Source organism: Mangrovibacterium lignilyticum (assembly GCF_010882175.1).
GTDB classification, from domain to species: domain Bacteria; phylum Bacteroidota; class Bacteroidia; order Bacteroidales; family Prolixibacteraceae; genus Mangrovibacterium; species Mangrovibacterium lignilyticum.
This window is the reverse complement of the sequence record NZ_WKLH01000001.1, coordinates 1,669,713-1,692,225: the sequence shown is the minus strand read 5'-3', so window position 1 is coordinate 1,692,225 and position 22,513 is coordinate 1,669,713. Positions and strand designations below refer to the sequence as shown.

Below are 22,513 nucleotides of genomic sequence, written 5' to 3'. Positions count from 1 at the left end.
AGAGCAGTCGTCAGTGGTCAGTCCCCGATAGCTATCGGGGCAGTCGCAGTCACAGTCCCCAGCTATTGGATTGAAGGATTGGACTCGCGAGGGCACGAGGTTACGACCAGACGACGACACGAAACAGCCTGAAGGGCTGAGAGCACCAGCCCGGGGCAAAGAGAACCGGCTGGCCGGTGAACGACACCCCGGGATAACGGAGCCCCCTTATTTTCTCCCAAGCCGCTCGAAGCGGAGAAGACACGGACACAAGGACACGAACGCACGATGATACCAATACATCTGCTGCATCAACGGGCTAAGCGGTTCAAACCGCTAAGCCCATAGAAAACACCGGACCCTATAACCCCGGAGGGGTGACAGCTTTGTAGCCCCGGGTGGAGCGCAGCGGAACCCGGGGATCAGAAGCCCCCTTATTCCCTCCCAGGCTGCTCAACGCGATAAAGTCGTGAAACCCGCAACCCGTAACCCGCAACCCCTTCAACCCCTCTTTCACCGGTCATCACCCGACTCCCAACAAAACCGCCAGGCTTTGCTCATCCAGGGTTCTCCGGCATAATGAATACCAATCCGCGGACCAGCGGTATAATGGGTCACCGCAGGGGCATCCTCCACCCAAAGGCGCTCCGACACGTTCAGCTTTTCACCGTAAAACGAACGGTCTAGTTGGAGTTCCCGACCGACACGCCCGGGACCGCTGAAACCTTCAATCCCACGGATTAAAACAGCTGAAGCATCGCCTGGCTCACCGGTTACAAAATTCAACAACCAGTATTGGCCATAGATCAGGTACACATAGACAGTGCCACCCGGCCCAAAGATCACTTCCGTCCGTTCGGTTCGTCCTTTGCTGGCATGGCAAGCCAGATCGTCGGTGCCCCAATACGCCTCCGCTTCAGTAATCCGGTAGCGCTTCTCCGATCCGTCGGGAAAGCGACGAACCAGCACTTTCCCCAATAATTCGCAGGCAACCGACGGGCTGTCACTTTTAAAAAAAGAATAATCCAATCGCTTTGCAGTCATCTAACGAAGATAAACAAGCTCACTCTTGTAACCAACAAAAAACCCCTCTGCTCATCCATCGAGTGGTCGATGACGGGCAAAGGGGTGCATATATGAAATAGAATCAACAATTCCGATTTCAGGCAGAACAAGTAGGCCGATTCCGGCGAAGCTAGTCTCTTCTCCAGCTAAACATGGATTTCAGGCTTTTCGGTTTGGGCTTGTTTTCGGTCGACAGGCTTTGGTAGATCTCCCCCCACGAGGGCAGTCCTCCCAGGTTTCGGTCGTCAATATAGCAGTCGGCAACAATCTTCCGGCCGGCATCCTCATTGACATCTTCTTCCGGGTAGTTCTTGTTCACTGCGTAAAATTCCAAACCGCGTTTCCGGCAATAGTCCACCGCTTCATCCAACAGCTTACCGTGTCTCACGGTCCACAGGATAATACGGATTCCCTCTTCCTGCAGCATCAGCAAGCTGTCAATCGCAAATGGGATATCTTTCCCGATCTTTGGGTATTCATGTGTGACGATCGTGCCGTCAAAGTCAACCGCTATAATCATTCCATCCAGTTTTAGAGTTTAAAAATAACGATTTAGGCTTTACCATAACGATCTTTTATATGAGTATTTGTTATATGAAGAATATTATTTTGTAATGAAGAACTAGAAGTTTCTAGGCGAAATAATCGTTAAATATCCCATAATTGTTTAAGCGAGAAAAGTATTAAATAAATCGGGATGTTTTATGATCTGTTCAAAGCAACTTTAAACAGTTCAAATCATTTACTGTCAATTTATTTGGCTTAACAGAGTTCGTTGAAGCGATTAAAGGGATTTTATTTAGAGTTATAATTTATCATTGATTTTGGCAGAGTGAAGTCGGATTTTGAACAATATGTCATTTGACTCGGTAACAAATTTTAAAATAAGTAATTACATGAAATTAATTTTCAGAAATTAAATCCAGTGTTGGCAATAAAAGAGATTTATTCATAGTTTTGTATACGGTTGAGATTTGCAAAATCAGATTTTTTATTTTTTTTAGGCAGTGTTTGAGTTAAGGCTGTATTTCTTCGTTCGTGATTGGGGGAGTCGGAGATTCATTGAGTTGAGTCCTTCGGTTGAAGTGATGGATAATAAATTAAAAAAAGAAGAGCTATGTCTGGACTTAGGAATTTTTTGACAAGGATGAACGGGGCACTATTTGCCTTTGTGCTGACTAATGTTGTGTTAGGTTTTTTGTTGGCCGGAAGTGTTTCGGCCGCAAGTCGTGGTTTACTAACGAGGGAGTTCACCGAAGGAACAGTCTTGGGGCTTTTAGAAGCCGACACGGCGACTTCCCGCGAAATTAAGGTCGTGACTTCGTCGTTTAGTAATTTGGCGGATCAAAATGCCTTTATCCAATCCTCGCTTTCAGCGGTCAAGAGTACGCTTGTCTTTGGTGGTTACTGTAAACCGGGAGATTCAACGCCCAGCCCTGTTGCCGGTAAAGCTTACCTAGCGACCGAATCGGGTATCATATTCGGTACGGATGTTTCGGCTATGCAGTTTTTGGTTGGCAATGGTCAGCGTTTTGACGCCTTAACAGTTAGTGCTGTTGCCGATGGTGTTGTCCTTTTGCCGGCCGAATTGAGCTCCTCTTTTACAGCTTCTTCGATCGATTTTGATTCGAATAGTGTGGGGCTAGCACAGACGACAGATTCGAGAACGGACTATAGTTTCTCAATTATTCCCGGCCAGACGAGGGACTCGCTTTCTGTCTCCCAGATTGGAACAAATTACGCGATTCAGAGTGACGGGACTACAACAATGTTATCAGCATCCTATTCGAAAACGAATGATACGGCAGGTGAGGTGAGCGAATTGACGGTGCTGAATCAACGTGCCGGCAACAATTTGAAAGTCATAAATCAACCTGCGGGGAGTGCGAGTGCAGCTGAAGGAGTTGACTACGGAACTGATGCTGACTACTTCGTCAGCTCATCTGAAGGAGACGATGCTAACAACGGTTTGACTCCGGAGACACCGAAGAAAACTTTAGCTGCAGTATCCAGGTTAATAATGATACCGGGTGTAAAGGTTGCTTTAAAGGCAGGAGATATTTTTAGGGAGACGCTTAGAACTGCGAAGTCAGGTACCAATACTAAAAGAGTGGTTTACGGAGCATATGGTGTTGGACGTAGACCAATAGTCACCGGAACAGAAGTACTATCAGGATGGAGTTATTATAAAAGTAATATATATCGGATAAAGGTGGCAAATGTACCAAATCAACTAATAGTTGATGGCGTTTTAGTCTCTGTGTCAAGACTGCCGAAGGAGGGATATTTCCCCATTAGCTCAGCTTTAGATGTGTCGCAATTTACAAGTAATAGTCTAGACCAGACTATCGATTATTCAGGGGCGATTGCCTTTATCAGGAATAAAACATATTCCATTGCAAATTCAAAAGTATTGAGTAGTTCAGGACAAACGATCAAAATTGATGAAAATCTCACTCTTTCAGATAGATGTGGATTTGTGTTAATGAATAAAGTTGACTTTATAACACAGGCAAATGAATGGTGCTATGATGCTAGTGGGGGATATGTTTATTTGTCGATGGATAGTGGAGAAAAACCTTCAACTCACGTAATCGAGGTTGTAACTAGGGAGAGTGCATTGGTTATTAGACATGATTATAATACTGTAGAAGATATTGATGTTTTAGGTGCAAAATATGCTGGTTTATATATATATAAGGGAGTTGGGTCAATTGTTCGAAGATGTGATATAAAATATGGAGGTCGATATGGGATTAAAGATAGGGGGCAGGATTCGCCAAACTCATTAATAGAGGAGGTTTCAGTTTCAGGAAGTTGGGGAGTGGGGATTGTATCTAGCTCCACAGATTGTAATGTCCGATTTTGTGATGTTACTAAAATCGGGTTACCATCATCATGGAGTGCGGATACAGAAGGCAGTTTTGGTAATGGAATCGTCACAATGAATTCGGCGAGCACTGGTTCAACTATAGAGTTTAATAAAGTTGAGGATGTTGGTTATTTAGGAATTTCTTTTTATTGTACTAATACTACAATCAGGAATAATTATATAAATAATGCAATGTGTATTCTAGATGATGGAGGTGGAATTTATACTTATCAAGGTGAAGCAAAAGCTAACGAGAAAGGGTCAAGTGGGTCTGTCATTTCTGGCAATATTATTGTAAATATCCGAGGCAGTACTGATGGGTGGAGGTCTGATAATCAAGCTTCAGCAGCGATTTATATGGATGATCTAACAAATAATGTCACAATCGAGAATAACATTATTTATAATGCAACGATGGGAATCTATTTACATATTGCTGATAATATTGCTGTTAATAATAATCTAGTAGTAAATTGTGTTGCAGGTTTAATTTTATATCATCAAAAGTCACCGTCTACTTTTTATAAAAACATGGTGGTTACCTATGATAAGAGTGATCAAGCCTTATTGTGGTTAACTAAAACTCATCAATATCTTTTTACTTGTGTTGCAGGAACAGAGACTCCAAACATCAGTAGTAGTATCTATATTGACAGTTATCATTTGAATGGGCTATATTACAAAGGATCGAAGGATTTTATAACTTGGAAATCAACGACTAATCAAGATCAGAATTCGGTGTTCTTGCAAATAGAAGGCGAACCACAGTTGTTTTACAATGAGACACAAGAAATGATTAGCATCGACCTTAGTTCGGGAAGCTGGATGGATTATAAAGGGGTTAATATTACGAGTATGAATTTAAACCCATTCGCAGGAACGGTATTGTTTAAAAAGTAAAGTAACTACAGGAAAAATGGAGGTAACAATTTTAGATTTTCACCTGACAGTTTGAAATAATGACACTAACTAAGGCTGAGTCTAATATATTTTAAAGGGATCTTATCAATTGGTTTTGAGACCAGATTTAAATATTGCACATATTAAAGCTGAAAAAGATTCTTTAAAACGATAGAAGTTAATTGGTTTATCAGCAAAGTGGATATGCAACAAAAAACTGTACGGCTAGTTAAGCGCTACGCTGCTATTCTTTGATTACTATTTAGTTGTTCAAATTCGTTTATTGTTTTGTATCCCAAAGCCGAATGCCTTCTTCGTTTGTTGTACCAGGTTTCGATCCACCGAAACAAGGTTAATTTGGCTTGTTCCTGATCGAGGAAGCTCCGTTGATAGACCAACCAACTCAACTTTTATCGTTTTAAAGAAGCTTTCGGCCACAGCATTGTCCCAGCAATTGCCTTTTCTGCTCATACTTCGGCTAACCAACTTCTCACGTTCCAGTAGATTGGTAAAAGCATTGCAGGCATATTGGACACCACGGTCTGAGTGAAAGATAAGTTCATCCGTAATCGGACGATTCTTTACGGCCATTCTCCATGCTGGAATACATGTTTCTTCTGCGCTCAAGCCCTTGCTCATGGCCCAGCCAATCACTTTACGATCAAATAAATAAATAAATAAATAATGACAGTCAAGTACATCCAACCTTTATTTGTTCTGATATAGGTGATATCGGAAACCCAAACCTTTGCCGGAGCCGAAACCGAAAAATCCTGGTTTAATCGATTGGGCGCAATCGGATATTTGTGTCTGGAGTCGGTTGTCGCTTTGAACTTTCGTTTCCGCTTGGCTTGCAGCCCTGCTGCGTTCATAATTCGAGCCGTGCGCGGACGTGAAACTGTGTACCCTAAAGAACGGAGTTCCTCGGCCATCCGAGGGCTTCCATAGCTTTGACCACTATCCTGAAAGATCCGTTTAATTTCCACCAATAACTTTTGGTTTTCATTCCAACGGTTTGACTCTCCGTTCTGAAGCCAGCGGTAATAACCGCTTTTGCTTATTTTGAATACTTTACACATCATCTCAATAGAAAACCGACTGCGGTGATCACTTATAAATTGGTAGATTTCCCATCGTTCACGTCAGAAGATGCTGATTGCCTTTTTTAGGATATCCCGTTCCATCCTGGCTTCTCGAAGCTCTTTTTGCAAACGAGCATTTTCCCGCTCCAAATCCGACATCTTCGGGTTCCCGTAACCGGGGAAACTATTGTCTTTATACTGACTAAATTCCTTGCGCCATCGATAAAGTAATGCTCGGTCGATCCCAAGTTCATCTGCAATCTCACTGGCGTTCCCTCTTGCATAGGATAATTCGACTGCCTTTCTCTTAAATTCTTTGTCAAACTTCTTTCTCATAGGACTCATAATGTAGGTAAATAAATTATACTTAACCTATCGTCCAGTCAAATGTAGCAGTTCCAAAGTTTCTTCGACCAAGAACACGCAAAATTGAACTTGTTCGGTTGGATCGAAATGTGGTACAACAAGACGAGAAGACACTCAGCACAGGGATACAAAACAATCAATGAATTTTAGCAACTGAGCAATAATCAAAGAACAGCAGTATAGTTCTTAGCTATCCCCACTGATTTTTGGCGCGTATTCAACCAATTTAATTTTTGGGAGACAGCAATTCGGTGTACATGATTTGGATTCTTTTACCAATAGATTCGATATTGTATTTTTGATGGACTAATTCGAGACCGTTGCGTCCCATCTGCTTCAGTTTGTCATTATCGGTATTAATAGCCTCTTCAATAGCTGATTTTAGCTTTGCGGTCTCAAGTTCGATCCACCACCCGCAGTCGTGAGTTCGTAATTCCTCCCAAGGAGTACCAGTTGTTGTAATAACGGGAACCCCTACAGAAAGCGATTCAATAACAACATTTCCGAAGTTTTCGCTGTGAGTTGGAAGTACAAAGACGTCTCCACTGGTTAAGAATTTCCACTTCTCTTTTCCGTATTTAGGGCCTACTAAAAATGCATTTTTAGTAGGCTTTTGCTCAATTTTTCGTTTCAGATATTCAACATAGTTTGGATCCCCCTCACCTGCAATTTCAAGTGTCCAGCCTTGATGATCCAATTCATCCCAGGCAGACAATAGAATTTCGATGCCTTTCTTTTCATGTATCCGGGATAAGAAAATAAGCTTTTTGGTCCCGTAGAATTCTTTTGTTTGTGTTACTTTTTCCATGTCCAGCCCATTCGGTATTACAATCGTCCTGTTCTGATAACCGATTGCCTGGATATTTTCTTTTTCTTTTTGGCAAGTCGTATGGATCGCAATAGACTGCTTGATATCCTCATCTTGGTACAACAGCATAGCAAGCTTTTTCTTTAAGGGGTGACGATTAAGTATCCATGGCTCTAGCATGCCTCGGGGAGTGATCAAATAAGGTATTTGTTTTATTCTGGCAGCATAGGCCATTATATGGATGTAGGGATCCCATATTTGCTGAAGGTGAATAAGATCAACATCCTCTTTTTTGAGCTTCTTGGCTAGATGGATTAGTCTTGTAATATTTAGAAAACGCACCTTTAAATTTTCGACCTCAGGAACTGTAACCGGACTTTTACTCGGTCTGCAGATGATTTCGACACTAACGCCCAATTTTGCTAGTTGAATGCATGTACTTGGTACACTTAGTGAAGGACCACCTCCTGATTGGTCTAATGTTGCGATGATATGTAGTACTCTCATTTAGCCTTTTTTAAAATATCCTGGAGCTTCATTTATGTTTAAAGGTTGCTTTAGAATGTTTATGATCGATTGTTCTTTACAATTTACGTCGACTATATTAGTTTATGAATCGATTTACTGTTAAATTAAACTTAATTTTTTAGTATGTTGTAAGATTTATCAAGAGTACAAAACGATAAAGTTTGCAAAAAGGCAAGGTCTCTGGTTAAAGATTGTTGCATTCAGATCTTTATGAAGTCTCCAATTAGCAGGTCAAATTTTTCCGGGTTGAATTTTAACAATCCATTTCCATTGTATAGTGTTAGCTCTCCAAATACAATCTTTTTTTCAACCTCATATAGGTCAACACGGATGAATTTGAAGCCTTCCGATAAAGTACGGGCTATTTTCATCATGTCCTTAAAATTTTCTGGTGCATTAATCTCATTTGTGCTTGTCGGACAACCACCCAGTTCAAAATTGATCTTTTCCCAGTTGGGGGTGAAGTAGGTTCGGTTGTGGTTCGCAAACCGGTCTCTATCAACTTGGATGAAACGAGGCTCTCCGTGAAAACAATAGAACTTGTAATCTGTTAGTCCCGATTCCTCCTCATTTTTCAAAAACCGTTCACAAATAATCCGTGGCTGTAGGTTTTTGTAAACCCATTCTCCTGTTATGTTATAGTAATTTAGTTTCATCCATCTTGAAAGCTTCATTTTTGCATCTTCAATGTCAAGCTTGGCTTTGTTTGGACATGCGATAACCCATCCGGATGCGTGCGTTGGTTTCAATACAAATGAGTCGGGGAGTTCATCAAAGTTGATTTCATCTACGCTATTGTATATGCCGTAGCAATCATTCAGGTATTTTTCACCAATTGTTTCCGTGATATGTTCGCGAACATCGTATTTGTCAACATATTTGTTGTATTCCGGGTTCCTGTCATACAATGATAGCCAAACTGTTTTATCACTGAATGATCGTGGATGTTTTAAATTCGCAATCCTCCGGTGGTGGATAAGGAACGAAAGTTGATAGAAAAGCTTATCACCAAGAACTTGGTGCATAGTTTCCTTCATAGCATATTTCATGAACAATTTATTGCTTTTTGCCATGTCACTAGTGTTGGATGTTAATTCCAGGCTCATTTTGTCGGGGTGTTGTAGTTAAATATTGATAATAAAAAGGGTCTTGGTTAGTTTCGCCCTACAGGCGAGTTCGCTTACTACTTAGGTTTTTCCTTTTGGACGTGCAGTGGTTTTTGCTTTCTGCAATTGGGAAAGGCAGGATTTCTTAAAACTACGGCTTTCTGATTTGTGCTAAAAGTCTAAGAGCACCTGTTAGCCGGGAGTTGTACAAGACGTCATGGAGATTTGGGCTTTAACGTTTCTACAGCTGCATGCCTGTAATTCTTGGCATTAGATATTGAGGGATTTTTCGAGCGATTTTGCATCCTAATGTGAAAAGACCAAATAGTCCATGGCGTTTAATGATTTCCAAATCTTCGAGCGATTTTCTTTTTTGCATATTGGCCGAAGTACTCTTACCTCCAAGACGCATTTTAACGACCCATTCGTTGAAAAAGTGTTTTTTTATCTCTGGGGATTTAAACCAACGAAGACTTATGTCGTAGTCGCTTGCAATGGAGTATTTTGCATCATAAAGCCCATATTTTTCAATGAGGTCTCGTTTGATATAGATTGTTGTATGCAAAGGAATCCATCCAAATTTAATATAGTATTTTCTTAAAGGTGACGATCTGTAAACTCGCTTAACGCTGGTGAGGCTGGTTTTCGGAACGTAAACTCCGTTTGCATAAAGTAAGTCAGTTTCCGTCTTTTTGAATTCATTTACAACCTTTTGAACTGTTTCCTTTTCGTAGAATAGGTCATCTGAATGCAAAATGCCAACAATGTCACCAGTTGCCATTTTTAGTCCCTTGTTGAGTGCATCATATAAGCCCTTGTCTTTTTCGGAGATGTATTTTCCAAGGTGTTGGTGATAACGACTGATAACTTCTTGAGTACCGTCCTTTGAATTTCCATCGATAACGATGTGTTCGATATTGGGGTAGCTTTGATTCAATACTGATTCAATACATTCTGAAATGTTTTCTCGGTTGTTATAAACAACTGTAATAATTGTTACTTTCATTTTAGTTATTCGTTATGTTTTTTATTTGAAGGAAAGGAAGGTTGGTTGCAACTGCTTCTGTCTGTTGTGAAATCTGAAATAGAGCTAGGTGCAACTTGGCTAATGAGAGCGAATTCCGGCAGGAATTATAAATAGATAGTAAGCCTGTTAAAAAGTCTGGGTAATTTGATACAATCTGTTTTAATTAGCTTGTATCGATTGTGTTCTCATGTAAGATTAGGCTTTCTTTTGAACCTTTCTGGAAAAATAGCGGTGCTGCATATTTAAGATAGGAGATGGAGCCTGTAGTGTTAGTCTGATATGTAGTTTGTCAGAATAGAATGAAGAATCTCGGACATTTTTCTTTGACCTTTATTATTGAGATGAATATTATCGCGGTACCAACTACTGTCAATTCCGCAATGTAGTTCCTGAATTAATGGAATATCATGAATTCTCGCATATTCGATAATTTCCTTTCCTTGATCGTTGTAGGCTCCCTGTTTAACTTCAGACTGTTCGGGATGGAGATAGATTAGTATAGGTATGTGGTGTTGTGTTGCCAATTGATTGAGTTTGTTGAATCCAGGATTAAACGTTTTCCCGGATTTTCGGATTTCTAATTCGGCCTGGCTTCTAGGGAGACTGTCTTTAAATAGTTTGGGTTTGATATATTGAGGCCAAATGTATCGGTCCCATGCTTCATAGATAGCTGAAAAATACTGGTTATCTGGGTAGGAAGGATTTGTTCCGACTACAGGTAAAAAATCCATATTGTCATGAGCGTCGTGTGAACTGACGATTAGAAGCATAATTTGAGCATCAAATAGTCCCCTCTCTTGTAAATACGCTCCGCAGTTGTCTGGTCCCCAAGAGCCGGCAGAAATATTTAGAATCTGAACCTTTTTACTAAATTCTTCTGAAAGAATTCTGCTCAAAATGGAGGTTGACAAAGAGTCTTGGTCGGTTTGTACTCCTCCATTCAAAACAGAATCGCCTAATCCTAAAATCTTTAAGGATGCAGGGTCAATTTCATCAGAGCGCATATTATCCGAATTATAGTAGATATGATTACCAAAGCGGAGTAGATCTTGATTGGCCTGAAAGATGTATTCGTAATTTGAGCTAGCCTCCACTAACGGTGCATCACAGAATCCGTATTTAAAACGCAAGAGCAACTCTAGACTTATTGTTACTATTGTGATGTAAAGTAATATGTTTAAAATCCTATTTAGCATAAAGTATTTGCCGGGAGTATGCGAGAATTGAGTCTCAATGTTGGCTCAAGGTATTTGCAATAAGTTAAAGTGAACAATGAGTCATATATGATAACATAAATATTGACCTATTGTAAAATATCTTTAATCGTCCGCCTCCTCACTGCAACTGCAGGGTTCCCCTGGTAAATGGTAAAAGCTTCCATTTCCTTTGTTGCTATAGAGCCAACGGTTAAGATGGAATGACTTCGACAAACAGTTCCCGGGCAAACGACAGAACGTGCACCTATCCATACACCATCTTCCAATAAAATAGGTGCGTTCCGGTATTCAAATGAAGGGATTGTATAATCATGGTTACCTGTCAGGAGTAGAGCACCTTGTGAAATACATACATTGCTCCCAATTTTGACATGATCCAGATTGTCAATCCAACAACCTTCACCGAGCCAGACGTGGTCTCCAATTTCAAGCTTCCATGGGAACTTGATCCTGACGGTGGGTTTAATTATAAACCCGGACCCAATTTTCGCACCAAACAATGTAAGAAGAAACCGTTTAATGCCCATCGCCGGTATCCATGACGATTGAAAGAAGATTGCATGGAATAGAAACCATGATCCTTTTTTTAAAGTTCCAGCTTCTTTATTGAATGTGCTTGGATCGAAGGCTTGAAGATTAGTCTTCATTGGTAATTTTTTTAATTGATTCATAATATTTTATCATTGCTTTTCCAACGGCTTTGATATCATATTTTTCATAAACTAATTTTTGCCCGTTTATACCCATTTGATTCATTTCTTTTGGGCTTTTTGACAACGCGTCTTCCAAGGCATTAACCAAATTGTTTTCACTTAAATCAATCCACCATCCGCATTTGTATCGTTCTAAGTCTTCCCAAGGTGCTCCCTTCGTAGTTATAACGGGAATTCCGGTTGCTAATGCTTCTGCTATTACGATACCAAAATTTTCGCTGTAAGTTGGTAAGACGAATAAATCAGCTTCTTGGTAAAACTTCCATTTCTTATCGCCATATACTCCGCCTGGAAATGCAACTATATTTTCTAATTTTAGTTGAGTAACTAAATTTTTTAGTGAAGTAGTATACCCGAGATCCCCTTCTCCCACAATTTTTATTTCTATGTTCGATTGTTTAAGATGTGAAGCAGCTTTAATGAGATGCTCAATGCCCTTTTTAGGGTGTATTCGAGAGAGAAATAGAATTTGAAACGGTTCTTTTTTTCGAATGCCAAATGGCTTTTTATGAACTTCAGATATGTCTATCCCATTAGGTATTATTTTTGCAGTTTGATCATATCCTAAAATTCGGATTTGTTGTAGTTCTGACTCAGCCGTTACGTGTAAAAAATCAGCTTTTTTTATCGCTCGATTTTGGTACAGTGCTAATGCTATTTTCTTTTTAACCGGGTTTCTTTCTAATATATAGGGTTCTAACATTCCGTGAGGAGACAAAACAACTGTTATATTCAAGTTTTGAGCAATTTTCTGGAAAATCCAGTTTTGCGGCGTCCAAATTCCATTAATGTGAACCAAATCCGGTTTTGTTTTGCTCAGAAAACGATGAAAATCACTTCCCCAATTAGTAATATTTTTTAATCCCAAGTTAAGATAAGTTGTGTCTACAGAGAGATCGACTGGATTAAGTGATTTCCCTGAGAGAACGGATATATCACATTGCTTATTAAGTTCCGGAGCTAAGAGTTTTAAATATGCAGTTGTGCCTCCATGACTGCGATCAACTGAGATTACAAAATGGGTTATTTTCATTATGTAAGGGTTTTTATTGCTTGATTAACCATATTGGTCATCATTAGATTTTCCTTCACGTACTTTCTAGCATTGATTCCGAGTTGTATAATTTCTTCATTGGTTAGTACGTTGATTTGGTGAATTGCCTCATCAAAATTCTCAAAGAGTAATGCATTGTATTTATTTTTGAGATAATGATATTCAACACATTGTAGAACCAATTCAGAACGTTTGAAGGTCAATACGGGTTTTCCATAGGCCAATGCTTCTACTACAGAAAGACCAACCCAGCCAGGTTGGATATATAGGTCTGCCATTGTAAATAGATCATCTTTTAGGTCGGAATCGTATACCGCACCATAGTCGTAAACATTGTTATGGTTTGAAAAGTCTGGTTTTACAGGTCCGTCTCCAATGATTAAGAACCCATATTTTTGGGGATCTAGATTTTTTATTAATTGATCTAATAGATCAACTCTTCGAAAATTGTTATTAAACCTTGCGCAAAAAATAAAGCAAATAGGTTGTTTAATTTTATATCTTTCTTTGAGCTCGAGCTTTGACTGATTGTTAGAAAAGTTAACAATGCGTTCAACACCAGTAATCGTGTTGTTCAGTGATATTATTTGCTTATCAGGGTAGATTTGTTTCCACATGTTCTTCTCTTTCTCAGTGTATATCCAGACACTATCTGCTAGACTTATCATCCACTTTAGAAGAATACTGGGAGACTTTTCTTCTTTAAGATATCTTTTTACAGATATGCCTTGTCCCCAGAGTATAATCTTCTTTCTGTGTATAGATTTTGTAAGAAGTAACAACCAAGTTGTTAAATGTCCAAAATGCAACATCAATATCAAAGTTTGGTATTCATTTCTCAGTAGAGGAAAAGGGTTGTATAATAGGATTTCGTGTACTTCAATGTTTTTTATCGAGCGGCTTTTAGTGCTTGCATTTTTAACTGTCGAGGTTTGCTTGCCGTTTAAGTAATAACAGTAGGTGTCTGCTTGTTTTGTTTTGTTTATTCCATTAATGAACTCTTCTCGATAATGAGGAATAAAAGGCTGTAGAATTCCAACTGTTTCCATATGGGTAATTTTATATTAAATCTAATTGGTCTAAAAGACTCGAAGATAGCTCCGAGTTTACTTTGCGGACGAAAAGCTTGTCCGAATTTGAGAGGACTTCGAAGTCTTTATCGGTAAAATACTTGCTTAGGCTTTTATCAATCACGTGAATGTTTGCGTAGGCAGAGGTATGAGGAACAAATTTCTCCGGGCCTTTTTGTTGGTTCGTTGTTTTATGTGGTGAGTTAAAGAAGATTGTGTGAAAGTATTTTTCGTCTGGCGCCAACGAATATTTAAAGTATTTTCTTGCCATCTTATTCTGAAAACTAGATGAATAAAAATATTTTATTACGTCGTAGTTTAGCGCCCACCACTGTGAACCATGATAGATGTCGAATTTCTTGGCTTTGTTATAAAAGTAATTTTTCTTTTGAAAGGGCGAGTATAGGAATTCTAAAATTGCCCTAGATATCTTTTTTAGTTGTCTGTTGTTTATGTATATATTAAAAAACCAATACTTACATACTGCCCTATTATACTTATTACTATTTGCTGTCGTTGTGTTTGTAGCTCTTATGAAGTTTGTACTCCTGTTATTCTCAAAGAATGAGTGGATATATTCATTAGATTTGATAGGGTAACATGCGCCTGAGAGCAAGACAATTTTTTTGTATGTGTATACAACTTTTTTTTGTTGGTTTAAAAACTCCTCAATCAAGGATAGTGTGGCATCAATTTGCGAAATTCCTCCCCACTGTACATCTACTCTTTTTGTTTCAGACACATAGTAAATATTTGAAGAGGATTTTACCAATTGTTCAAATGGTTTTGTATCCGTCTTTTTGTCAATATGTATATAGAAGTCTGCTTGAAGATTAAGTTTTTTTATCAGTCTAGCTAAGTGGGGCGCATCATTGTGCGCGAGTATGAGGTATGCAATTTTTTCCATCGTACTAGTTTTATTGTCGACTACATTAGATGATTTAGATAACCGAGATTTCTAGTTACTAGGATTTTTTTTGTAAAGTTTTTTACAATAGCAAAGTTGCTAATTCCGTATAGATATCCTAATCCAAGCCATAACATTCGATTAAATTCTAATGATAAACTAGTCCAAGACTGAATAAAACAAAATAGAAAAATAGTGATCATTAGATTTGTTAGTGGACTGATGTAAAAAGAAGGTTTGGTACTCAGTTTTATAGCTTTGTAGAAGCTGAAAACGAAAAAAAATAACAGAGGGATTCCCCATACACCCCATCTCATAAGTATTTCGAGAAAGATATTGTGCGGATATGGTTTGTATCCTCGTTGTCCCATCGGAATAATTTGATCAAAATTTTCGTAAAATTGGTAATATATTTTACCTCTTTCCTTTGCCGATGGATCAACTTGATCTTGGCTCGTGTAACTCCATAGGTTTTCGAATCTTGACTCTAACCCCTCTATTTTCTCTGAAATAAAAGGGATCTTTGATTGCAGATACCCAAGAAAAATAAGGAGTATGATTGTCGGAATTAGTATGTTGGCTAAATGAGCTAATTTGTGTCTTGTTTTTTTAAACCTCAAAAATACAATATAGCCAAGAGTTGCACCAATTGATAATATTGCTCCTTTTGATTGGGCTGATAAGATTACTGTAATAGTTGCAACAATTGAAATTAAGGTTACAATCTTTGTTACGTTAACAGTTTTTATTTTAGTGAAAAAATAGATTTGTAACAGCAATAGTATAGAGTTAACGTAAGCGATCCCAATTGCATGAACTTCTATACCCTCTGCTGTATCAAATTTTCTCCCAGTAATTCCATGAGTAATCTGGTATTTCAAGGATAGGATCCCTCCAAATATTGTCAATATGCAAAATGCTATTATGATTTGTTTTGGTGTGTCTTCGAATAAGTAGAAATTCTTACTTATTACGTAGCCTACATTTAGTGTTATGATACATATCCATCCAAAAACAATACTTTCAAGCCCGAAAATCTCATGGTCACCTAAAAGTTCTATGAGAATGTAGGTAGAATATACTGCTATAGATTTTAGAAAAAAGGGTAATAGATTACCTTTGTTTGGAGAAATAATTCCAGCTATTACAATTAACACAAATCCTAAGGCTAAGAATACGTGTCTGGCAAATGTGCCAAACATAAATGCAGCATTCATGGACCAGGTCATCAGGAAAATACCTGAGATTAGAGGGTTGATTTTCAGTAAATAGTGTCTCACAATAAACTAGATTTTGGATTCTTATCTTCCGCAAGGAATGCCGTTAGTTCTAAAACTTCACATCTCTGTTTCGTATAACGATAATTAGTTCTGCAACTTTGCAGTTCTGTGGCAATGCTATTAAGGGAATGGATCAGACTTTGCTAAATTCTAAAAGTCTCACCCGCTGACCGATACTCTATATCTCGATTCAAATAGAAGTCTAACATTTTTGTTAAGGCATTTTAAGCTCTTAAGCGCTAATTAGGCTTTTAGATTGTTTAGCATACTCCTTTATTGCACAAGGATGGTTTTGCTTATTATTTGATTCAATAATTATGTATCCATCTTCACTTGAGCATGTTCCAAATGGTGGCTAAACTGTATCTCGCACGAAAGGTTAGATTCGAGAAAATATCAAATGATAAAATTTTCTTTTTCTTAAATAAATAGGTTGGAATAATGTATATCCATTGACTGTTTTTGTGCGCATATGTTGATAGAAATTTAGCGTTGTCTTCTGTCATAATTGTGCTCAATATTTCAATTCTTTCTGCATATTTTTTTTTGGTTTTCCTGCGGTAAATCGATTGTACAGATCTTAACAAGAAATGGCCTAGTGTATACTCAAAATATTGTTTTGTCTCAGCGTTTACAGTAACAGTATTTTCGATTTTAGAGAGTAAGTTTTTTGTTTTGTTAAAGCATTGAAATTCAGACTCAAATGAATTGTATGAGTTGGCTAAAGATGTTGTATTATTAATAACGTAGTGGTATTTTGCAGTTGAGGTCGTGCGAATTGTATTTATGTGCAAAATGTACTCTAGCATGAATACAAGGTCTTCACTGAAATGAATGTTCTCGTCGAATCTCAGTTTGTGTTCTTGAATAATATTATTATTGTAAAGTTTAGCAAAAGGATGTCCAAAACGAAACAATCTTGTTCCCGTGAACAGAGATGAATATAAGGATTTTGGGAAAGTATTATTGGGGAAATTGCAATTCGGATTGACTTGCCCATTTACTTCTTTCAGAAAATCTTGAATCACAAATATATCGCAGTAGTCTGTGTCTCCCTTATAAAAAAAGGACTCTAAAAAGTCGGGTTCGATCCAATCATCAGAATCTATAAAGCATAGATATTCGCCTGTCGCATTTTCTATTCCTTTGTTTCTTGCAGTTGATACACCTCCATTCAACGTGTGGATAACGCGGATTCGATTATCCCTTTTTGCAATTTCGTCGCAAATTTCACCGCTTTGATCAGTGCTTCCATCATTAATTAGTATTAATTCAAAGTCTGTATAGGTTTGATTAATGATACTTTTGATACACTTGGGGACGTATTGTGACGAATTGTAAATTGGGACTATTATACTAACTGTTGTCATTTCAATTCTTTTTATCGTTACGATAAGTTGTTGCTGAGAAATTTTAGAGCCTTTTCTCTTTCTTTTTCCAGGATGGTATTAACTTTTTCGAAGTTTATTTTCTCATCAATTAGGTTGTCAGTAAGTTCATCAACTGTATTTATCAGCCTATTCTCAAGCCCGAACAACTTTAGGACGGAAGTAAATCTGGTAAGTCCTCTCCCTTTATTGCCTATCGCCAAAAATGGTTTATTGAATATGATGGAAAAGACAGTACCATGGAAAGAATCAGTCACCACATATTTTGCATCCATAAATCCTTTTATCCACTCTGATACAGGGGGGTAGATGCATCTTTTGATATTTGAGCTGGTTTCTTTGTTAAACTTCTCAGGCATGACTATGTTGTCAGCGAGACCAAGATGGTTTTTCACCTTTTTAGCGATTTCCATTTTTTCATCTGATTGATCGAGGACATAGAGCATTAGTGAGTTCGGGTTATCTGGAATATTATCTTTTTTTACGGAAGTAGCGTAATCAATTCTATCTAAAAGTAGAGTTGGGTCCAGAGTCTGCGTCGCAGAGACACCCAGATATTCTTTACAAAGGTTTATCCCAGAATCTTCTCGCACAGAGATTGCGTTAAATTTTTGAGCAAGTTTTCTACATTGTTCTGTCTGGCGCCGGTTGAATTCCCAATTTTCAACGCCAAACGAAGCTGCATACGATAGTCGCTTTGAAGAGGAGTCTCCATTTAAAAAATTTAAAAAGAATGCACTAATTCCAGGTGAATAGCGAGGGCGCCAAACTTGGTCGCTTCCAACTATATACGCATCGAAGTTGTATTTTCCCAACTTATCTAATCGCTTTGTAGAATGAATATACTCTGTTTGGGCAATATTCTCATGTATAAATCGGTTAGTATGTGTTGCGATAATTCTATTTTGTTCTTGGGTTGGATTTAATGGTATAAGGTGGTCTACTTTTTGCCCTCGTAGGTATCTGCTAATTTGAAAAATAATAATCTTGAGTACTCCAAATATTGTTTGAGGTTTGAATGGTAGATTTACTATTAATACTTCATGCCCCATTTTTGTAAGAGTTTCTTGCAAGGCAAATGCCTGCAATAGACCTCCATAATTTGTGTGTAATGGCTGAGTTAAAATTGCTATTTTCATTATCCGTGATATTAGGTATTTGTAAGAGTGGAAATGCAACAAAAAACTGTACGGCTAGATAAGCGCTACGCTGCTATTCTTTGATTATTATTTAGTTGTTCAAATTCTGTTATTGTTTTGTATCCTAAAGCAGAATGCCTTCTTCTTTTGTTGTACCAGGTTTCGATCCACCGAAACAAAGCTAACTTGGCGTGTTCCTGGTCGAAGAATCTTTGGTGATAGACCAGTTCAACTTTAATCGTTTTAAAGAAGCTCTCGGCAACAGCATTGTCCCAGCAGTTGCCTTTTCTGATCATACTTCGGCTAACTAACTTCTCACATCCCAGAAGATTGGTGAAAGCATTGCAGGCATACTGGATGCCACGGTCAGAATGAAAGATTAGTTCATTTGTAATCGGACGGTTCTTTACTGCCATTCTCCATGCAGGAATACTTGTTTCTTCTGCGCTCAAGCCCTTGCTCATGGCCCAGCCAATTACTTTACGATCAAATAAGTCAATAATGACAGTCAGGTACATCCAGCCTTTGTTTGTTCTGATATAGGTGATATCGGAAACCCAAACCTTGGCTGGAGCCATAACCGAAAAATCCTGATTTAACAGGTTGGGAGCAATCGGATATTTATGTCTGGAGTCAGTTGTCGCTTTGAACTTTCGTTTCCGCTTGGCTTGCAGTCCTGCTGCGTTCATCATTCGTGCTGTGCGCGGACGTGAAACCCTGTGTCCCAAAGAGCGGAGTTCCTCTGTCATCCGAGGGCTTCCATAGCTCTGACCACTATATTGAAAAATCCGTTTAATTTCTACTAATAACTTCTGGTTTTCATGCCAACGACCAGAATCTCCGGTCTGAAGCCAGTGGTAGTAACCGCTTTTGCTTATTTTGAATACTTTACACATCATCTCGATAGAAAACCGACTGCGGTGATCATTTATAAACTGGTAGATTTCCCATCGTTCGCGGAGAAGATGCTGATTGCCTTTTTTAGGATATCCCGTTCCATCCTGGCTTCTCGAAGCTCTTTCTGCAAGCGAGCATTTTCCCGTTCCAGATCCGTCATCTTTGGGGTTCCGTGTCCCGGAAAACTATTGTCTTTATACTGCCTAAATTCCTTACGCCATCGATAGAGTAATGCTCGGGCGATCCCCAGTTCATCTGCAATCTCACTGGCATTCCCTCTGGCATAGGATAATTCGACTGCCTTTTTCTTAAATTCTTTGTCAAACTTCTTTCTCATAGGACCCATAATGTAGGTAAATAAATTATACTTAACCTACCGTCCAGTCAAATGTAGCAGTTCCACTTTAATGATGTTTGTTTTTATGTCATCCTATTGTGTCATTTTTTAGAGATTAATTTTGACAATTTTAGGTACGGCTGTATAAAGAGATTTTTTTCCTCCTGATTTGCTGAGAAAAACCAGATTATCGCTAAGTAAATAGCCGCGAATGAGCCTATTTGCAGGAGTAATTGAATGAAATTGGCAGCGGGGCAATAGTAAATTACAAAATAGCTTGTTACTCCGAATAATAGTGGTATGGTTGACATCTGCACGATTGACCGCCAAAAGTATGGAATATTAATATTTTGTCGCTTATAATAGTAGATGTTCATTATGATAATATTACCAAGGATTAGAGCAGATGAAACACCAACCGCAACACCAATTCCTTCCCATCTCTTTGCTAGGGGGATTTGAATGAGTAAACTTAACCCAGCAATAACCACGTACAGTATAGACCTGAATTTTAGTTGATTTCTGGCTTGAAGGATTGTGATCCCTAGGTTTTGGATTAAAGGTATGGTTAATGGGATGAATAGAATTAGACAGATATAGTATGCATCCGAATAATTTTCACCGGCCCAGAAGTTTATAAAAGACTTTCCAAAGACGATAAAACCGATTAAAATGAGAGACATTACGATGAATTGTAGTCTACCGGTTCTAACAAATAAGTCAGAAATATTCTTATCATTATTGGATTTAACCGTCAACCCGGTAATTCTTGGTAAGAAAACACTAGATATTGCTTGTGATGAGATTATAAATATGCGTTGTAGTTGTATCGAAACTGCGAACACCGCTATAGCTTTTGTTCCGCTGTATGCGCCTAAAATGAATTGTCCAGTGCTCCAGTATATTTTATCCATTATCGAGTTTAGGAAAATATAAAATGAATACTCAGTAATTTCTTTTAGTAGACTAAACCTAAAATGCATGAAAGAAAATTTTACCTTTAATTTAGTAACACTAAAGATCATGTGACTTAGTAAACTTGAAAGATTAAATATTGATAATACAACAACTAACCCAATCGCTTTGTAGCCGGCTTCCAGTATGACAATCATCACTATAGTATTGAGCAAGATGCGAATGGTTTGAATTGTTCGCTGGAAGATAAATCGTTCATATGCGAGTATTATTGAAGAAAAAAGCCCTAAAGGGAAGGAGATCGCTAAATTGCCGATCATTATGAGAACCATAATTTTAGCCTTGTAGATTTCGCCGTCAGATAGTGTCTCGCCGAAAATTAGATTCGTGTTATAGTATAATCCTAATCCAGAAATAAACGTCACTAGACCGATGAGGCAGTATAGGATCATGAACATACCGTATAGTTCGCTTTGTTCTTTCTCCCTTCCTTCTGCACGGTACTTGGCTGTAAAACGGATGATTGAATTTCCAAAACCAAGATCAAATAACGTTAGGTATGCAATTATGGATGCGACTAAAGAGTACAAGCCATATTCACTTTGACCTAATTTACGAAGCATGTAGGGAGTATACATTATACCAACTAATGCGTTTAATCCTATTACAAAATAGGCAAGAAATACACCAGCTTTTAATTGATTTACTTTCATGTTGCTTTTAATCTTTATTGAAAGAAACAAAGTCTACATTGTTAAAGTCTTGTAGCCAACTTTCGCAGAAATTTCGATTTTTACCGTAGGAATTATCAAATATCACTATGGGCCTATTTGTAAGAATCGAAAGTATTGCTCCGTGAAGTCTTGTGGAATATACCTTTGAGTATGAGGAGATGAATTTTATTCCAATTTTACATAAGAACGGCATGTATACCTTGTACGCATACCAGTTTACGATCCGGTTTAACAAATTAGGCGTAAAAAAGAAATTTCCGATAAAATGGCTTACTATTTGGATTATTCTCATTGTAACATGTGGGAGTGATATATGGTCCATGCTTGGCCATTCTTTTTCGGATATCTTGATATTTTGTGGGATGGATGATTCGTAAGGATAGTCCTTGAACTCCCGGTCTTTTCGCTTGAAAAAAAGGTTTCGTCCTAAATTGTCTTCTTTGTAATGGCTTAGGATAAATTTCTCAGAAATGCAAAATGCCATGTCTGGAAGATTGAGAATTTTATTCTGGTTAAAGTTCTTTGTCAAAATGCTATATGAGTGATTGTCTCTTGCGCAAATTGTGATATGCTTATGCTTCGAGTAAATAGCTACATCCTTTTGTAAGTTTGAAATATGTTCATAATGAACTGTCTGGGGTAAAATGATGATTTTGTTGTTTGGGAAACTTTCAATAATCGTTTTTCTAAATTTTGAGTGGACATGCCAGATGTCTCCAATATTTCCTCCTCCGTGTAGTAGAATTACTACTTTGTCATCGACTTTTGGCTTCTTATATGTTTCAAAGTCACACCTGTACAGGCAATTGTGATTGATTTTCGTTAGGAATTCTTCAGTCCCTTTCCATATTAATATGTCGCCAATGTTGTTGTGGTACGGAAGATCAAGATATATGTAATCATTATCGATCAACGGAGTCAAAGAGTGCTCGATCAGTGATCTGAGATTTTGTATTTTTTCTTTGTTGTAATTTCTCATAATATGTTTGTGTTGAGTTCAAGCTTGGGTTGGAACAGATAGCGGGAGATCATTATAGACAGAAATGATATATTTTACTAGGTTTCCCTAAGATTAAAAAGTCGGCGTAATAATATCAATAATTTTTTGGTGATAGATTTAACGGAATAT

Annotated in this window: 17 protein-coding genes and 1 pseudogene; 1 reads left to right on the top strand and 17 read right to left on the bottom strand. The window is 38.1% G+C overall.

Translation table 11 applies throughout. The features are described from left to right. Positions 1-492 precede the first annotated feature (492 nt). Entirely contained in the window at positions 493-1,023 is a 531-nt protein-coding gene (locus tag GJV22_RS06810) for a DNA-3-methyladenine glycosylase (protein WP_163710573.1), read from the bottom strand. 151 nt (positions 1,024-1,174) lie between these two features. Further along, a complete protein-coding gene (locus GJV22_RS06805) occupies positions 1,175-1,564 on the bottom strand; it encodes a BT0820 family HAD-type phosphatase (protein WP_163710570.1) in 390 nt (129 codons plus the stop codon). 597 nt (positions 1,565-2,161) lie between these two features. On the opposite strand from GJV22_RS06805, the gene GJV22_RS06800 reads away from it, so the two are divergent. Next, positions 2,162-4,816, top strand: coding sequence for a right-handed parallel beta-helix repeat-containing protein (locus GJV22_RS06800; RefSeq protein ID WP_163710567.1), 2,655 nt, complete (start codon positions 2,162-2,164; stop codon positions 4,814-4,816). 236 nt (positions 4,817-5,052) lie between these two features. Here GJV22_RS06800 and GJV22_RS06795 read toward each other — a convergent pair. From GJV22_RS06795 to GJV22_RS06725, 15 genes and pseudogenes are all read right to left on the bottom strand, one after another. Further along, positions 5,053-6,243 (bottom strand): annotated as a pseudogene (locus tag GJV22_RS06795) (IS3 family transposase). Positions 6,244-6,490: 247 nt separating this feature from the next. Continuing rightward, positions 6,491-7,579: a glycosyltransferase gene (locus tag GJV22_RS06790; protein ID WP_163710565.1), complete on the bottom strand. Its 1,089-nt coding sequence runs from the start codon at positions 7,577-7,579 to the stop codon at positions 6,491-6,493. Between the two features lie 221 nt (positions 7,580-7,800). Then, the gene (locus tag GJV22_RS06785; RefSeq protein ID WP_163710561.1) at positions 7,801-8,673 is read right to left on the bottom strand and encodes an ATP-grasp fold amidoligase family protein; all 873 of its coding nucleotides are present in this window, start codon (positions 8,671-8,673) and stop codon (positions 7,801-7,803) included. A gap of 274 nt (positions 8,674-8,947) precedes the next feature. Further along, positions 8,948-9,712, bottom strand: a complete 765-nt coding sequence (locus GJV22_RS06780) for a glycosyltransferase family 2 protein (protein ID WP_163710558.1) — start codon at positions 9,710-9,712, stop codon at positions 8,948-8,950. 290 nt (positions 9,713-10,002) lie between these two features. Continuing rightward, entirely contained in the window at positions 10,003-10,737 is a 735-nt protein-coding gene (locus GJV22_RS06775; protein WP_163710555.1) for a hypothetical protein, read from the bottom strand. A gap of 299 nt (positions 10,738-11,036) precedes the next feature. After that, on the bottom strand, positions 11,037-11,597 hold the full coding sequence (locus GJV22_RS06770; protein WP_163710553.1) for a WcaF family extracellular polysaccharide biosynthesis acetyltransferase: 561 nt from the start codon (positions 11,595-11,597) through the stop codon (positions 11,037-11,039). Continuing rightward, positions 11,587-12,696 (bottom strand): glycosyltransferase, encoded by a 1,110-nt coding sequence (locus GJV22_RS06765; RefSeq protein ID WP_163710550.1) that lies wholly within the window; start codon positions 12,694-12,696, stop codon positions 11,587-11,589. The genes GJV22_RS06770 and GJV22_RS06765 overlap by 11 nt, the downstream gene beginning before the upstream one ends. After that, positions 12,696-13,766 carry a glycosyltransferase gene (locus tag GJV22_RS06760; RefSeq protein ID WP_163710547.1) on the bottom strand — a complete coding sequence of 357 codons (1,071 nt, stop codon included), beginning with the start codon at positions 13,764-13,766 and terminating at the stop codon, positions 12,696-12,698. The genes GJV22_RS06765 and GJV22_RS06760 overlap by 1 nt, the downstream gene beginning before the upstream one ends. 10 nt (positions 13,767-13,776) lie before the next feature. Further along, positions 13,777-14,694 (bottom strand): beta-1,6-N-acetylglucosaminyltransferase, encoded by a 918-nt coding sequence (locus GJV22_RS06755; RefSeq protein ID WP_163710543.1) that lies wholly within the window; start codon positions 14,692-14,694, stop codon positions 13,777-13,779. 20 nt (positions 14,695-14,714) lie between these two features. Further along, positions 14,715-15,974: an O-antigen ligase family protein gene (locus tag GJV22_RS06750; RefSeq protein ID WP_163710541.1), complete on the bottom strand. Its 1,260-nt coding sequence runs from the start codon at positions 15,972-15,974 to the stop codon at positions 14,715-14,717. Positions 15,975-16,303: 329 nt separating this feature from the next. Further along, a complete protein-coding gene (locus tag GJV22_RS06745; protein WP_163710538.1) occupies positions 16,304-17,344 on the bottom strand; it encodes a glycosyltransferase family 2 protein in 1,041 nt (346 codons plus the stop codon). 17 nt (positions 17,345-17,361) lie between these two features. Next, the gene (locus tag GJV22_RS06740; protein ID WP_163710535.1) at positions 17,362-18,501 is read right to left on the bottom strand and encodes a polysaccharide pyruvyl transferase family protein; all 1,140 of its coding nucleotides are present in this window, start codon (positions 18,499-18,501) and stop codon (positions 17,362-17,364) included. Positions 18,502-18,566: 65 nt separating this feature from the next. Beyond that, a protein-coding gene (locus tag GJV22_RS06735; RefSeq protein WP_163710533.1) for an IS3 family transposase occupies positions 18,567-19,744 on the bottom strand; the annotation gives its coding sequence in 2 pieces (ribosomal slippage) (positions 18,567-19,486 and positions 19,486-19,744; 1,179 coding nt in all). A gap of 92 nt (positions 19,745-19,836) precedes the next feature. After that, entirely contained in the window at positions 19,837-21,363 is a 1,527-nt protein-coding gene (locus tag GJV22_RS06730; protein ID WP_163710530.1) for an oligosaccharide flippase family protein, read from the bottom strand. A 7-nt stretch (positions 21,364-21,370) separates the two neighbouring features. Continuing rightward, positions 21,371-22,363 carry a polysaccharide pyruvyl transferase family protein gene (locus GJV22_RS06725; RefSeq protein WP_163710528.1) on the bottom strand — a complete coding sequence of 331 codons (993 nt, stop codon included), beginning with the start codon at positions 22,361-22,363 and terminating at the stop codon, positions 21,371-21,373. Positions 22,364-22,513: the final 150 nt, after the last annotated feature.

Bases quoted from the DNA above. Each gene is read 5' to 3' on its own strand.
- GJV22_RS06730 (WP_163710530.1), bottom strand. From the start codon at position 21,363: ATGAAAGTAAATCAATTAAAAGCTGGTGTATTTCTTGCCTATTTTGTA.
- GJV22_RS06755 (WP_163710543.1), bottom strand. From the start codon at position 14,694: ATGGAAAAAATTGCATACCTCATACTCGCGCACAATGATGCGCCCCAC.
- GJV22_RS06745 (WP_163710538.1), bottom strand. From the start codon at position 17,344: ATGACAACAGTTAGTATAATAGTCCCAATTTACAATTCGTCACAATAC.
- GJV22_RS06800 (WP_163710567.1), top strand. From the start codon at position 2,162: ATGTCTGGACTTAGGAATTTTTTGACAAGGATGAACGGGGCACTATTT.
- GJV22_RS06780 (WP_163710558.1), bottom strand. From the start codon at position 9,712: ATGAAAGTAACAATTATTACAGTTGTTTATAACAACCGAGAAAACATT.
- GJV22_RS06805 (WP_163710570.1), bottom strand. From the start codon at position 1,564: ATGATTATAGCGGTTGACTTTGACGGCACGATCGTCACACATGAATAC.
- GJV22_RS06790 (WP_163710565.1), bottom strand. From the start codon at position 7,579: ATGAGAGTACTACATATCATCGCAACATTAGACCAATCAGGAGGTGGT.
- GJV22_RS06740 (WP_163710535.1), bottom strand. From the start codon at position 18,501: ATGAAAATAGCAATTTTAACTCAGCCATTACACACAAATTATGGAGGT.
- GJV22_RS06770 (WP_163710553.1), bottom strand. From the start codon at position 11,597: ATGAAGACTAATCTTCAAGCCTTCGATCCAAGCACATTCAATAAAGAA.
- GJV22_RS06765 (WP_163710550.1), bottom strand. From the start codon at position 12,696: ATGAAAATAACCCATTTTGTAATCTCAGTTGATCGCAGTCATGGAGGC.
- GJV22_RS06810 (WP_163710573.1), bottom strand. From the start codon at position 1,023: ATGACTGCAAAGCGATTGGATTATTCTTTTTTTAAAAGTGACAGCCCG.
- GJV22_RS06775 (WP_163710555.1), bottom strand. From the start codon at position 10,737: ATGCGCTCTGATGAAATTGACCCTGCATCCTTAAAGATTTTAGGATTA.
- GJV22_RS06760 (WP_163710547.1), bottom strand. From the start codon at position 13,766: ATGGAAACAGTTGGAATTCTACAGCCTTTTATTCCTCATTATCGAGAA.
- GJV22_RS06725 (WP_163710528.1), bottom strand. From the start codon at position 22,363: ATGAGAAATTACAACAAAGAAAAAATACAAAATCTCAGATCACTGATC.
- GJV22_RS06785 (WP_163710561.1), bottom strand. From the start codon at position 8,673: ATGGCAAAAAGCAATAAATTGTTCATGAAATATGCTATGAAGGAAACT.